Raw genomic sequence first — 13,924 nt, 5'->3', positions numbered from 1 at the left:
TGTTCAGTCTTCTACGACGCTACGCGGCGCTCAATCTTCTATGATCTCTGGCATTCTCTTGATGCGTGGATCAGTGAAAACATCATTCTCATCGGTACTCGTACTGGAGAATTCTGAGATGACTGCCCCCTCGGGACCTGATTGGAACCAATGGAGAGTGTTCGGAGGAATGGTATACTGGTGGCCGGGAAGCAGCTCGACTTCGTGGAGCACTGTGTAGTATGCCTCGCTTCCTTTTGGCACCGTCGCCTTCAGATGACTCACGGGCTCTCCCTCGACGTACAGCCAAACCTTTCCCCATCTGCAACGGAAGGTCTCCATCTTCCCCGGCCTGTCCTCCATTGGCGGATGTTTATGTTCCGGACAAGTCTGACCGGGAAACAAGGTCATTTCCTTTGCGCAATACCGGTCCATGTTTATGTACACTACGAGTTCCAGCCCCTGATGCTCAAGGTCATCCAGACCGAACTCGGCAACTTCGATGGTTGCCTTCTCACTGGGTGTCAGGACAATACCTGCCTGCACGTATAGTTCGACAGCTCGGTCCTGTACCTTCTTCACTTGACTTCTTGTTATCACTGCGATACCTCCTCGCGTTCACCAATTTCCTCTTACGGTCGCTCTGATGCGCCATCCTGCACATTGTCATTCTGGTGAACAGAGAGGAACCTGCCGACTTCTCGAGGACGCGGCATGGCATTGGCTGCTCCATAGCGTGTACCAACAATCGTAGCTGCAGCATTTGCGAAGGTCACAATATCTGTCAGTTTTGACATCGAAAGGGTCGTCAAGCTGCCACTGTTCAACAATCCAGATATGATTGCCGCCATGAAAGCGTCTCCGCAGCCAGTTGTGTCTTTGACTCTTACTCTGTTGAACGTAGGGACATGTCTGGATTGACCCTTGTAAGAGGCTATAGCTCCATTCTTGCCAAGAGTAACAAGGGTCAGAGCATTCGCTCTGTTTGGTAGCATCCTCAAACCCTCTCTTACATCTGTCAGGCCGGTAATGTATTCCAGATCATCATCACTCAGCTTCATGATGTCAACCATTTCGGATATCCTGTAGAACATGTCCAGAAACGATCGTCTATCATTTATTAGAGACGGCCTTATGTTGGGATCAAAAGAAGTGAGTACTTTCTCCGCACGAAACACATTCAATAGCTCCAGATACGCATCCGAGGCCGGTTTCTCAAGCAAGGCGATTGAGCCAAAATGGTACATGGAATAGTCTTGAGGATCTATGCGTTCGACTTCGGAGACAGTCAACCTGGTGTCGGCCGCATTCTCTCTGTAGAACCTGAACTCGGGCTTTCCTTCTTTGTTCAGCGCCACGAAGGCGAGAGTCGTCTTCAGGTCGGGATCTCTCATCAGGCATTCAGTATTGATCTTCTCTTCCGTGATGACACTCATCAGCCCTTGACTAAACTCATCGCCTCCAAGTTTCGTCAACAGAGAAGCTGGGACTCCCAGTCTTCTTAGACCGACAGCAACATTGAAAATAGAACCCCCGGGCCTCTTTTCAAAGAAGATACTATCGGCAAGTCCTTTGCCCATATCCTTTGAAAGAAAATCAAGCAGGATTTCTCCTCCACAGAGAACGGGTTTCAGCATGTTGATGCTCCGTCAGTCATACTGTTGACCTCCAGCATGCTTGTCAGCACGCCGATCGGGCGGAGATGCAAAAGCAGGGGGAACAATGCAGCATTCTACTCAATGGTCCTGCTGCTGATAGTGTCTCTGTACCACAACGCACTGTCCTTCAGGGATCTCTCCTGAGTCTCGAAGTCGACATGCACGATCCCGAATTTCTTCGAGTAGCCATATGCCCACTCAAAATTGTCGAGCAGTGACCACAGATAGTACCCGCGTACGTCTGCCCCTTGCTCGTTTGCCCCAGCTATCTTCCTCAGATGCCCTTTGATGTAGTCTATGCGTTCAGTATCATGCACCCGCTTTCCCTGGGAAAGGACATCGTCAAACGCAGCACCATTCTCCGTAATGTAGATGGGCACCCGTGTGTATTCCCTCCTCAACCTCAGGACAAGATCGTACAGGGCTTCTGGACAAATCTCCCAACCCATTGCGGTAACGTTCTTCTTCAGGTTCCCCTGAACGTCCTGGTAGTTCAACCCTGAGTCCTGAACAAACTTAGTTTGAACACGTGTGTAGTAGTTGACTCCCAGAAAATCATTCCTGGCCGATATCGTCTGTAGATCTCCATCCTTTATAAAGTCAAACCCGCCCGCAAACCTGCCAAGTGCTTCCTTCATATCCTCGGGGTAGGAGGACCTGAAAACAGGATCCAGAAACCACCTGTTAGACAATCCATCAGATCTGGAAGCTGCCTCCACGTCTTCCTTGGAATTGGACGCAGGATATGAGGGCGTCAGATTGAGCGTTATTCCGATTTTGCTGTCTTTGAGACCACATTCCCTGAATGCCTCAACTGCAACTCCATGAGAAAGTAAGATGTGGTGAGCTGCAATTAGGGCTTCTCCCAGATTCTTGTGACCAGGCGCATGAATTCCTAAGTCATATCCCAGGATCGACGCGCAGAATGGCTCATTGTGGGTTATCCAGGACTTCACGGAGTCATTGAGTTCCTCAAACACTTTTGTAGCGTATTCTTTGAACCATGTGACTGACTCTCTATTCAGCCATCCTCCTCGCTCGTAAGCCCACATCGGCAAATCCCAGTGATAAAGAGTGACCATGGGCTCTATGCCATTCTGTTTCAGTTCGCGTATCAGGTTCTTGTAGAACTCCATCCCCTTGGGGTTGTAGACCCCATATGCCGGGAACACCCTGGACCACGAAATCGAGAACCTGTATGAATCGACTCCCAGCCCCCGCAATATTCCGACATCTTCTCTGTACCGGTGATAGTCATCACAGGCGATGTCGCCGGTCTGCCCTTCATAGACATTGCCCGGCGTCCTGCAGAACGTATCCCAGATAGAAGGGGTCCTGCCGTCTTCTGCGGCCGCTCCCTCGATTTGATAGGATGATGTCGCCACGCCAAACACGAAATCCTTTTTGAAGCTTACCATTTTAGCCTCCGCGTAATATTGGTTGGACGCCGTCTTCATTGCTCGAAACCGTATTCACCCATGCCTTTGAGAGAATATGCCCATACCGAATGCCCTAGTTCTCGCGGGCTTTGTTCAGGTAATTGTACAGGCTTCTTACCTCTATCCTGTTCGAAGAGCATGTTACCCTCTTACTTGCCGAGGGCACCAACGTAAAGAAATCATCCGAAGGGACACATTCTTCTTCGGTAACTATATGAACGCCAAACGCCGGTCGTATGCACTGGAATACCAGACTGTCGCCTTCTCTGACGTAAGATACCTCTGGATCCGCCAAATGCATGTTCCTGAAATCATCAAACAGAAGGTAGTTCTCGTATTCTTGTTCATCACATCGTACTGAAACATGCATCACCATATTGGATAGCGTCTTCATGGGCATCTCATCCACATTGACGATGTCAATCGTAGAAACAGAATCTCTTAGAATCTGCAGCCCTTCGTACTTCTTCTCCCAGATCTGTTTTCCTCCAGTATCCCAGATCTCCAGCAACATGTTCACGATCTTGTCTTCATATCGATCATTCACAACCATGACTCTGACAGCCCGGTCTGAACGTTCGTAGTGTGCTATGGGCAAGATATCGGCGTAGAATTTCTTCGTATAGTAGTACAGGGCTTTGGGCCTCTTGAAGTAGTCGACAGATGACCAACTGAACACAGGCCAGCTATCATTGTACTGCCAGTAAAGCGTGCCTGCCGTCCGGTATTTCCTCGCTCTCCAATGTTCTACGCCAAACTTCATGGCTTCTGCCTGATTGAGCTGTGAAAGATAGGCAAAAGCGTCGAATTCCGTCGTCAAGCCAAAGTGAGAGTTGATGAAACGGAGTATCCTTTCTTGCCCGTCAACTTGTTTGTTGTGGTTCAGTACAACACGGCCAAGGATGTCTTGCTCTTCCTTCCTGGCAAAGAAGTCAATGGTTCTTGAATGAGGCGCAGACTGGAACCCGAATTCGCTGATGAATCTGCCGTTGTCGTTACCATAGCTCCTATAATCCGCCCAGGCTGACCAGACATTCCACACATGATGATCGCCATATTTGGCCGAATTCGCCCTATCTCCCCCATATGGGCTGGAAGGCCAATAGGGTCTCGAGGGATCTTCCTGAGCACATATCATAGGAAAATCGTGCAGATATAGTCTGTTACCTGGATGTTCGCCGTTGACCTCGTGCGTCATCATTGGCCATTCATCGAATCCCCAATTGTTCTCATTGTTTCCACACCACAAGACGATACTCGCATGATAACGCAATTTCCTGACTGTCTCTCTAACTTCCTCATTGCTCAGCCGTCTAAACCATTCGAGATGATCGGGGTATTCAGCAGAGGCGAACATGAAGTCCTGCCATACCATTATTCCAAGTTCATCACATAGGGCATAGAACTGCTTGTCTTCGTATATCCCTCCACCCCATACTCTCAGCATGTTCATGTTCGCGTCTCTTGCCATATGAAGAAGTCTACTGTAGTCCTCCGGTCTTATCCAGGTCAAGATGCTGTCGGCTGGTATCCAATTCGCGCCCTTTGCAAATACATGTTTGTCATTGACAGTAAATATGAATGATTCGCCTTCAGCATCCTCTTCTCTCGTCAACTTGACAGTGCGTAGGCCTACCTTCGTCTTTTCGCTGCATACATCGACACCTTCGTACTTCAATGTGAACTCAAACGCATACAGATATTGTTCGCCCAGGCCATTTGGGAACCATAGGCGGATATTTTCCAAGGGGAACGTGCCTTCGAACTGCACTCCATTCCCGACACGTTCTATGGGAAACTCTGAAATGACTGCGTCATCTACCCTTACTTCTACCCTATAGTTCTGAGGGTCACCGACCCCTGCGCTGGATACAATATATCCTGAAACTCTAACCATTCCATTTCTGTCGTGCTTCTCTCCCAAGTACGCCGTGCATCCCGTCAACCTTGCTCTGCTATAGGACTCTACATAGACGGGTCTCCAGATTCCCGAAGTTGGCAGACGAATACCCCAATCCCAGCCATATGAATACTGGGCTTTTCTGATGTAGGTCCTTATGGATTCTTCTGCGGCTCCGAGCTGGCCGTATGCTCGTTCAAGAGTCCTCGCTTCTTTTACCGGAGACTTAATGTGCACTTCCAGTACATTTTTCCCTATCTTGAGCACATCTTTGATGTCGAATCTGTACTCCAGGAACATGTCCTCTGTACTGCCAAGGTATCTTCCGTTCAGGCGAATATCCGAAAGCGTATCTACACCTTCAAAGACCAGTTCCACATTCTCCTCTGTCGGCAAGTCATCCATTTCGAACTCTTTGACATAGGTCCAGGACCTATTCTCGAGATCTCGCATGTATTCTTCATTCAGACCCACATATGGATGCGGCACCAATTCCTGCCGGACAAGGTCTCCCTGTACCGTTCCAGGCACATTCCCAGCGAATGCATATTCGCCTTCATCATCATTTATCTGCCATTTTCCTTCCAGAGCCACTATCAACTACATCACCTCTTTGCAGTCCCCTTACCTTGTTCCACTATGCATCTCCGAAAAATGTCAAATGCCTCAAATCGAAAAGAAACTCGTGCGAATATTCCCCTATCAGGCCAATTGCAGCCAATGTATGATACACGCCAAGACTCATTCGGTTTCGGAGCGTGCTTAGTGAACTCCTTAGCAGGAGGGGGTTCGGATGCATAGACAGAGCCTTCGCCTCTCCTGTTTCAACGATTTCTCCTTCCTCTAGTGCCAGCACGCAACGAAGTGACCGGGTTCTGCCTCCACCAACGATGGTGATGTGCCACAATCTCTCTCTTTGCCGGCCTGGGAACACCTGTCATAGTAGGCACAGCCACTGGAGGGCCCTGAATGCTCTGCTATCAGGTTCGTCTCTTCTATGTCTCTGCATTCCCATTTCGTCCCCACCCGTGGAACACAGGTCATGAGCATCTTCGTATACGGATGCAGCGGATGATGGTAGACCTGCTCTGTCGGGCCCATCTCTACGACACATCCCCTGTAGAGGATCACCGATTTCTCGCTTATGTAGTAGCCCAGCGAGAGGTCGTGGGTTATGAAAAGGATGGACAGACCGCGGGACTTGAGCTCTGCAAGCAAGTTGAGAACACCCACTCGCGTGGATGCATCAAGCATGCTGATGATCTCATCCGCTACGAGAACCTGAACGTCGAGCAGCAGAGCACGCGCGATGAGAAAGCGCTGCAGCTGTCCACCGCTCAGCTGGTGGGGAAACTTGTTCACGACCTCGTCGGGGTTGAGGCCAACGGCCCTCAACGAACTGTCTATCTTCGTGTTCCATTCGCCGCCATCGATCCCAGGGAAGAACTCTTCTCTGATCGTTCTGAAGATCCGATCGGCCTTGAAGATCGGGTTGTAGGAACTGAACGGGTCCTGAAAGACACCCTGGACCTTCCGATAGTACTCCTTGAGTGCGTTCCCCTTGAGCTTGGAAACATCAACCCCGTCCAGTCTGATCGTGCCCGAGCTTATCGAGGCGAGATGCAGGATCATCTTCCCTATTGTGGTTTTCCCGCTTCCACTCTCGCCTATGAGTGAGACGACTTCACTGTCCTGCACATCGAAGCTGACATTGTTTACTGCGAGGAGTCTCTTCCCTCCGAACGTTCCAACCTTATAGACCTTCGACACTCCATCGAGTTTGAGCATTCCCCTCAGGCACCTGCCTTCCAGCACGCAACAAAGTGGTTCTTCCCGGTTTCGATGAACGGTGGCGCCTCAATGCATTTCTCAAAGGCTAGGGGGCACCGTTCCCTGAACCGGCATCCCACGGGAGGATTCAGCAACAATGGCGGTCCTCCGGGAATGCCCGTGAGTCGCTTGTCGGCATACCTCACTCCAACTTCGGGCAGCGTTGATATCAGCATCTTCGTATATGGATGCAGGGGAGCAAACATGATGATGTCGCTGGAGGCTTTCTCCGCTAATTGCCCTGCATACATGATCAGGATAGTGTCGGCGATCTCATACAGTACTGAGATGTCATGCGTGATGACAATGACGCTCTTGCAGTATCCCTTGTTCCGAAACTCCACCAGCATCTCTGCAACAGCCTTCTGACTGGATACATCGAGTGCCGACGTAATCTCGTCAGCGATGAGCAGTGAAGGGTTCAATAGAGTAGACAGGACCATCACCATTCTCTGCTTCATGCCGCCGGAAAGCTCTATGGGGTACATGTTCAACACGTCGTATGACAGTTTGACCAGATCCAGCCGCCTCTTCAGCTCAGGCAGGAGAGTCTGGAAGTCCACGTTTCTCGACATGAGCAATTCAGCTGTCATCTTCCCGATCTTCCGCGTCGGGTTCATCGCATTCATGGCGTATTGCGGGACGATGGAGATCTTCTTGAACCGAAAGTCGTTCATTCTCTCCATGTCCCCGATCGGCAGCTCCACATTGTCGAGTGTCACCCTACCCTTGACAAGTTTCATGGGGGGGTGCAAGAAGATCAGGCTTTGACCAAAAGTGGTTTTTCCGCAGCCCGATTCGCCAGCCAGCCCCATGATTTCTCCATCCACGATGCCGAACGATGCACCCTCGAGTGCATGGACGTCGCCTTTCAGGGTCTGGTAGTAGACCGTGAGGTTCTCTACTTGCAAGCTCATGTGTTCACATCTCCCTGAGTTTGGGGTTAAAGATTTCGTCCAGCCCAACGTTCGTGATATACAGGCCTCCCACGATAGCTGTGATCGCGAGGCCCGGTGGAATGAACCACCACCACATGCGAAGAATGAGGGCACCGTAGATGACAGCGTTGTTCATCATGAGACCCAGTGAAACACCATTCGTTGGACCCAGGCCGATGAAATCCAGCGTGGCAGCTGTGAGGATCGCCCCACCAAACTGAAGGATGAAGACCAGCAGCAAATAGGACATCATGTTCGGCGCAATCTCCGTGATGATGATTTTGAGTGGCTTCATACCGCTCAGACGGGCCAGATCGACAAAATCCCTGGAACGCAATGAGAAGGTTTGGGAACGGATGGCTCGAGCCGCCCAAGGCCAGGCAAAGAATCCAATAAAGACGCTTTCGAACAGGAGGCCTCTCACTTCAAGATAGGCGGCTATGATAAGAAGGACGACCAGCGATGGAACCACCAGAACAATATTGGTGAACATATTGAGTATCTCATCAACAATACCACCCCGATAGCCAGCAATAAAACCAATGAGAATGCCAATTAGGGTCCCCAATCCTCCACCTATGAGGCCTACAATGAACGTTGCCCTGAGACCGTACACAAACTGCGTAAAGACATCCTCCCCAAAGCTTGTGGTCCCGAACCAGAACTCAGATGATGGTGGTTGAACACCCGGAGCCACGTAATCTCTTGGCTGGTATTTTGTCAGCAGCGGGCCAACGAGTGCCAGCACCACAAAGAGGAACACGACAGCTACGCCAATACGGAGCTTGGCGTTCCGTAGGACAAAGTAAAGTATTTCGTTCTTCTTCCTAGGTTGCGGCATATTGCTTCACCCTTCCCCTTGCATCCCAGCACGCGTTCGGGGGTCCAGAAGAACATAGGCGATATCAATAGCAAAATTGGCAAGCAAGACGCCGATGATGACAAAAAGGAAACACCCTTGGAGCAGGAAGAAATCATGATTCTGAATCGCCTGAAGAGTCAAGTACCCGATTCCGGGGTATGAAAACACTATCTCTGTGACGAGAGCTCCTCCGACGATGACACCCAGCTGAAGTGCCAGCCCGGTGATCTGAGGAAGGAGTGCGTTGCGGAACGCATAATTCCTGACCAGTTTCCTTGGCGCCCCGAGCGCTTCGAGATAGTGCGAATAATCCGCTTCGAGTTCATAAATGATCATGTTCCGCATCCCAATCGCCCAGCCGCCGAACATTACCAGAAATAGGGAGGCGAAGGGCAGAATCCAATGTTGCAGGAGACTCCCAACGAAGGCCCAGGAGAAACTGGGCATCATTGAGTAGCTGTACGCGCCTGAAAACGGAAGAACATGCAGAATGACTCCAAACAACCAGCCCAGCATGATCCCGAGCCACATATAGGGAGTCGCCGTCAGGATATACCCGAGTGGTGATATGGTGTTATCGAGCCACTTTGATCGCGCCGCGTAAGCACCGAATTTGTTCCCCGCAAGCCAGCTTAGCAAAATTGCCGGGAGCAGTAGTAGAACATCAAATGGTACAGCCCGCATGATGATCTGGATCACCGGCTGTGGGAACAGCCATATGCTGATTCCAAAGTCCCCATGAAACAGCGCTATCCAGAAGTTGAGGTACTGCCGCCAGACGGGCACATCTAATCCAAAGGCTCGCATGTAATAGGAGTACAGGAGTTTGGCAGATTCAGCCTTCAAACCAGCCCTCGAAATGAGGATCTGAATCGGATTGCCGGGCATGAAGCGTGGAATGAGCCAATCGATGGTCACTGCGAGGACAAACGTCAGGATATAGATGAACAGTTTTCTTTCGAAGTATCGCCGCATCGTCCCTCCTTCCCGTGAAACAAAGTCTCAAACAACAAGCGCCCCCTCCCCTTTTGGAGGTGAGGGGGCGTTGAATGCTTGGACCCCTACGGTGTTACGGGTTTCAACGAAGTGAGCATGAGGATGCCGGTCATGTTCCAGTATCCGTTCCACGCAACAGGCAGATAGTGGTTGTCATTGGCTGCTGCAGACGGCCACTTCGTCCAGTACGTGCTGTTCATCTGAGCCCACATACCGTTATACCAGAGCGGGATGATAGGCAGATCAGTGAGCTGGATCGTTTGCAGTTTCGAGATGATGGCCTTCATACCTGCCAGATCATCGGTTTTGACCTTGTCCAGCTGGGTCACCAGATCAAAAGCGGCCTGGTTGTTGTACCTGCCGTAGTTGCCACCCTGGGTGGTTTCAATGTTCTTGAGATCGTCATAGAAGATGAAATGGTAGTAACTCCAGGGCGAGTTGCTTACCTGTTGTTGGTTATCAATAGCCAAGTCGAACGTCCCCTTCAAGCGCGCGTCCAGGTATCCGTTGTAGTCCGGGTAGTCGGGTACGATGTTGATCCCCACGGCCTTGGCGCTCTTGGAGATCATCTGAACTGCTGCCATCCAGTCCGACCATCCATTGGGCACAATGATCTTCAGCGCGATCTTGGAGCCATCCTTGTTTTCGACAAATCCATCACCATCGACGTCCTTGTATCCGGCAGCGGCAAGCACCGCCTTGGCCTTGGCGGGATCATAGCTGATGCCCAGCTTGCTGACGACGGTCTGGTCGACATACTTGTTCCAGACTGGGAGCAGGCCAGTCGGGTCGGAGGCCTGCACCATGTCGTTGTAATCCCTCGAGACGATATCGTCTACATTGATTGCGTAGGCAAGCGCCTTCCGGAACGCCACATCATCCATTGGCTTCTTCTGGAGGTTGACATCCAGCCAGGCTGTGTTGGCAGCGATATGGTATGGGGCAGCCGGATAGTAGGTGTGGATTGCGTAACCACCAGTCAGCAGTGTGGAGATACCCGGCAAATAGTTGTTGTTCAGATCTTCCTGCCCCTGGAGCACCAGACCAAGGGAGTTTTCATTGCTGCTGTTGACGAGGTCAATGACGTACTTGGGAGCGACCGATAGACCGAGCGCCGTGGTTGCCCACCAGCCGATGTTCTTTGTCCAGACCATCTTACTTTGGTCAGACGCAAAGGCCAAGTAAGCGCCTGAGCCCACAGGGTTCTGGTTGGCTCCGGTAGCGACCTCAGTCAGGCTCTTGCTCGCCCACAGATGCTGTGGAACTATTGGCACAGTGTACAGACGGTTGTCCCATTCCTGATAGAGGGCAGTTTTGAACTTGAAGTCCAAGGTGTAGTTGTCAACCTTCGTAATCGAGCCAAGCGAGCCCCACAGGCTACTGAAGTTGAGCGCAGTCTTTTGACCAAGCTCAAAGGTGAACTTGACATCGTCAGCCGTCAAGGGCTGGCCATCGGACCATGTGATGCCTTGCCGGACCTTCAGCTCATAAGTGATGGCATCGGTCCATTGTCCACCTGTAGCAAGCCACGGCTTGAACACATCCGTCAAAGGATCATACAGGAATAGCGTTTCGTAGCAGAGACCAAGCGTTCCTGTCACATAGCTTGAGAACGGATTCCAGTTCGACGGTGGGCCCCACGCCGTTCCAGCCATGTACAGGGTTTCTGATCGCTTGAATACAACAGGTGTTGGGGCCACCGTGACCGTGACCATCCTTGTCGTAGCGTTCCACTCGACCTTCGCCCCCATATTCTCAGTAACGAATCTCAGGGGAACCACTGTTCTATTAGTGGGAAGGATCTTGGGTGCAACATCAAGAGTAACCTGCTTGCCATTAACAACAGCAGTTGTTGAACCAATGATGAGGACAATGCTCACGTCCCCATAAGCGTAACTGACCATCTTGTTAGTAGGATTCCAGGCTACCTGGGCTCCGATTGCCTCCCCGAGAAACCTGAATGGCACAAGTGTTCTGTCATTCTCTATAATAGGAGGCTGATCAAGAACAACCTCTTTGCCGTTTATAGTCGCTTTTGTGCTTCCAACCGTTACCTGGACGATAACACCCTCAGCTGCTCTTACAGGGGTAAATCCCAGAGTTCCAGCGAGCAATGCTGCAACCAGCAGCATGACTAGTGCTTTCTTCATCTTGTTACCTCCTGTAAATCTCTTACCAGAACGTCCCCGTTTTGTTCTCTGTCTCAACAGAACCTTAGGCAAAAGCAAAACCTTCTTTCACCCCCTTTTCGCCTATGATTGACTCTCCTCCTTTTCTAATAGCACGTTCCGAATTAATGTCAAGTTTAGGAACATCCTCACCGCGACGGCGCGCATGCAGGCAGACACAAGCCCGGGCAGCTGTAACCTGGTGAAGTTCAGGAGAGAGTTCGAGGCCTTGTACCGTGGCGTCGACCAGCAGGCCGTCTGGGACCGCATCATGGAGTTCTACGCGACGACCTTCGACAACGTCCATGACGTCATGAGACGCAACGAGCCCCTCTACCGAAGTGTCGTGTACTTGCGCGAAAGGGGATACCGCATCCTGCTGACCACCAATCCCATCTTCCCACAGCTGGCTACGTACAAGAGGCTGGCAATGGCCGTGACGGGTCCCCCAAAAAGCCCCTTGTCCGATCGCACCCAGACCGTCCCCTCGGGGATGCTTGCAGCATTGGTGAAGACACGCCGCATGACGATGGCCTCGCCTGCTCCGGCATACCAGACGACACCTAGGACAAACACAACCAGAACCACTGTCAGGATGCGACCAACGTGTTTCATCACCGTCTTCCTCCACCACTGGAGCTCTGTTTCTCCATAAGAAACAACGCGAACGGGAACAAATGGTTACGCCGCCCATGCACTATATCCGTTCGGATTGCAAACAATTCGGGGGCGGTTACACTGAAATCATATCACGATGCCGAGGTGAACCATGGAAATTGGACAGCAGTTTCTGCACGATACACGTTACGTAAGCGACAACCTGTCTCAGCCGTCTGATCAGGAAAAGGGTCTGCCGCAACCGCCCCTGGAGTTGCCATTCGATGACAGTATGCCCATCATCGACCTGCCGGACCCGAAAACCCTGGTCATCCCGTCTATTGACCTTCGGACCGCAATCGACCGGCGTCACAGCATCCGCCTGTACCGCGACGAAGCATTGACGCTGGAGGAGCTCTCGTTCCTCCTCTGGTGCACGCAGGGGGTCAAGGCTGTTACAAAGCGTCCGTGTACTCTGCGCACCGTACCGTCGGGGGGCGCCCGCCATGCCTTTGAGACCTATCTCATGGTCCGGGCGGTCACTGGACTGGAGCCCGGCATCTATCGGTTCCTTGCAATCGAGCACAAGCTGCAGCTCGTCAAGCCCGGGACGCAAACCCTGCAGGACGTCACCGATCTGTGCGGCGACCAGAAAATGGTCGAGTTGAGCGCGGTAACATTTATCTGGGCAGCCGTACCCTACCGCATGGTCTGGCGCTATAACCAGCGCGCATACCGCGGCCTGTTCCTCGACGCAGGCCATGTTTGCCAGAACCTGTACCTGGCCGCGGAGGCCATTGATTGCGGCGTCTGCGCCATCAACGCGTTCTTCGACGACGAGTTCAACGCCTATCTTGGCTTTGACCCCGAGCAGCAGTTTGTCATCTACTGCGCGTCGCTGGGAAAGAAGCCGACCGGCATCCACAAGTAGTTCCAGCCGTGGAGAACATGCCGGAGCACTGTCCGGCTGTCCTCCCGACCGTTCCTGACCCAGCCATTATATCGTTAACAGGGTTTCACTTGACACATGGATACGCAGAACTAGTCTGGCACTAGAGAGGTGGACAATGCCCAATGCACTGATCGTGTTTTATTCGCTGGATGGTGATGTCCGGTTTCTAGCACGGACGCTTGCCAAGGAGCTCGTGATGGACTCCATGGAGCTGGAGCTAGTCAAACCACATCCGACACACGGGTTCATGAAGTACTTCACCGGCGGGTTTCTTGCTGCCACCGGCGCAACACCCCCACTCCGTCCGCTGGCACACGACGCCGCGGACTACGACATTGTGTTTATAGGAACACCTGTATGGAACAGTCGCCCGACGCCGGCTGTGCGAACATTCCTGAAGGGCGCCGACCTCGAGGGAAAGCGAGTTGCTTTCTTCACCAGCTACGGCGGGAGCGACGTGAAAACGCATCGGATTCTCAATTCGCTGGTGCCAGGAGCCAAAGTTGTCGGCAACATCGGCTTCAAGATGCCGCTCAAGATGGACAAGGAGCAATGTTCTGCCGACTTGGTCCGCTGGGCCAAGGAACTGCTGAACAACTGACGCT

At 51.8% G+C, this 13,924-nt stretch carries 12 protein-coding genes; 3 read left to right on the top strand and 9 right to left on the bottom strand.

What is annotated here, in order from left to right; all coding sequences use genetic code 11:
• Positions 1-30: 30 nt before the first annotated feature.
• The 9 genes from SMC7_RS06980 to SMC7_RS06935 form a co-directional block, all read right to left on the bottom strand.
• Positions 31-579, bottom strand: a complete 549-nt coding sequence (locus tag SMC7_RS06980) for a D-lyxose/D-mannose family sugar isomerase (protein ID WP_119089635.1) — start codon at positions 577-579, stop codon at positions 31-33.
• 32 nt (positions 580-611) lie between these two features.
• Positions 612-1,616 carry a carbohydrate kinase family protein gene (locus SMC7_RS06975; protein WP_119089634.1) on the bottom strand — a complete coding sequence of 335 codons (1,005 nt, stop codon included), beginning with the start codon at positions 1,614-1,616 and terminating at the stop codon, positions 612-614.
• Positions 1,617-1,711: 95 nt separating this feature from the next.
• Positions 1,712-3,055: a GH1 family beta-glucosidase gene (locus tag SMC7_RS06970; protein WP_119089633.1), complete on the bottom strand. Its 1,344-nt coding sequence runs from the start codon at positions 3,053-3,055 to the stop codon at positions 1,712-1,714.
• Positions 3,056-3,149: 94 nt separating this feature from the next.
• Positions 3,150-5,570, bottom strand: a complete 2,421-nt coding sequence (locus SMC7_RS06965; protein WP_243620320.1) for a glycoside hydrolase family 2 protein — start codon at positions 5,568-5,570, stop codon at positions 3,150-3,152.
• Positions 5,571-5,819: 249 nt separating this feature from the next.
• Positions 5,820-6,764, bottom strand: coding sequence for an ABC transporter ATP-binding protein (locus SMC7_RS06955; RefSeq protein WP_119089630.1), 945 nt, complete (start codon positions 6,762-6,764; stop codon positions 5,820-5,822).
• Positions 6,765-6,769: 5 nt separating this feature from the next.
• Positions 6,770-7,723 (bottom strand): ABC transporter ATP-binding protein, encoded by a 954-nt coding sequence (locus SMC7_RS06950; protein ID WP_119089629.1) that lies wholly within the window; start codon positions 7,721-7,723, stop codon positions 6,770-6,772.
• 4 nt (positions 7,724-7,727) lie between these two features.
• Positions 7,728-8,585 (bottom strand): ABC transporter permease, encoded by an 858-nt coding sequence (locus tag SMC7_RS06945; RefSeq protein WP_119089628.1) that lies wholly within the window; start codon positions 8,583-8,585, stop codon positions 7,728-7,730.
• 6 nt (positions 8,586-8,591) lie between these two features.
• Entirely contained in the window at positions 8,592-9,581 is a 990-nt protein-coding gene (locus tag SMC7_RS06940; RefSeq protein ID WP_119089627.1) for an ABC transporter permease, read from the bottom strand.
• Between the two features lie 86 nt (positions 9,582-9,667).
• A complete protein-coding gene (locus tag SMC7_RS06935) occupies positions 9,668-11,752 on the bottom strand; it encodes an ABC transporter substrate-binding protein (RefSeq protein ID WP_119089626.1) in 2,085 nt (694 codons plus the stop codon).
• A 220-nt stretch (positions 11,753-11,972) separates the two neighbouring features.
• Between SMC7_RS06935 and SMC7_RS07290 the strand changes: the two genes are divergently transcribed.
• The 3 genes from SMC7_RS07290 (at position 11,973) to SMC7_RS06915 (ending at position 13,920) form a co-directional block, all read left to right on the top strand.
• Positions 11,973-12,425 (top strand): hypothetical protein, encoded by a 453-nt coding sequence (locus SMC7_RS07290; RefSeq protein ID WP_165845215.1) that lies wholly within the window; start codon positions 11,973-11,975, stop codon positions 12,423-12,425.
• A 114-nt stretch (positions 12,426-12,539) separates the two neighbouring features.
• Positions 12,540-13,298, top strand: a complete 759-nt coding sequence (locus SMC7_RS06920; protein ID WP_119089623.1) for a SagB/ThcOx family dehydrogenase — start codon at positions 12,540-12,542, stop codon at positions 13,296-13,298.
• 136 nt (positions 13,299-13,434) lie between these two features.
• Entirely contained in the window at positions 13,435-13,920 is a 486-nt protein-coding gene (locus SMC7_RS06915; protein WP_119089622.1) for a flavodoxin family protein, read from the top strand.
• Positions 13,921-13,924 lie beyond the last annotated feature (4 nt).

Source organism: Candidatus Cryosericum terrychapinii (assembly GCF_003570925.1).
Classification (GTDB): domain Bacteria; phylum Caldisericota; class Caldisericia; order Cryosericales; family Cryosericaceae; genus Cryosericum; species Cryosericum terrychapinii.
The sequence above is the reverse complement of the archived record's forward strand: the minus strand, read 5'-3'. Positions and strand labels throughout refer to the sequence as shown.

Bases quoted from the DNA above. Each gene is read 5' to 3' on its own strand.
- SMC7_RS06975 (WP_119089634.1), bottom strand. From the start codon at position 1,616: ATGCTGAAACCCGTTCTCTGTGGAGGAGAAATCCTGCTTGATTTTCTT.
- SMC7_RS06970 (WP_119089633.1), bottom strand. From the start codon at position 3,055: ATGGTAAGCTTCAAAAAGGATTTCGTGTTTGGCGTGGCGACATCATCC.
- SMC7_RS06955 (WP_119089630.1), bottom strand. From the start codon at position 6,764: ATGCTCAAACTCGATGGAGTGTCGAAGGTCTATAAGGTTGGAACGTTC.
- SMC7_RS06950 (WP_119089629.1), bottom strand. From the start codon at position 7,723: ATGAGCTTGCAAGTAGAGAACCTCACGGTCTACTACCAGACCCTGAAA.
- SMC7_RS06945 (WP_119089628.1), bottom strand. From the start codon at position 8,585: ATGCCGCAACCTAGGAAGAAGAACGAAATACTTTACTTTGTCCTACGG.
- SMC7_RS06940 (WP_119089627.1), bottom strand. From the start codon at position 9,581: ATGCGGCGATACTTCGAAAGAAAACTGTTCATCTATATCCTGACGTTT.
- SMC7_RS06935 (WP_119089626.1), bottom strand. From the start codon at position 11,752: ATGAAGAAAGCACTAGTCATGCTGCTGGTTGCAGCATTGCTCGCTGGA.
- SMC7_RS06920 (WP_119089623.1), top strand. From the start codon at position 12,540: ATGGAAATTGGACAGCAGTTTCTGCACGATACACGTTACGTAAGCGAC.
- SMC7_RS06915 (WP_119089622.1), top strand. From the start codon at position 13,435: ATGCCCAATGCACTGATCGTGTTTTATTCGCTGGATGGTGATGTCCGG.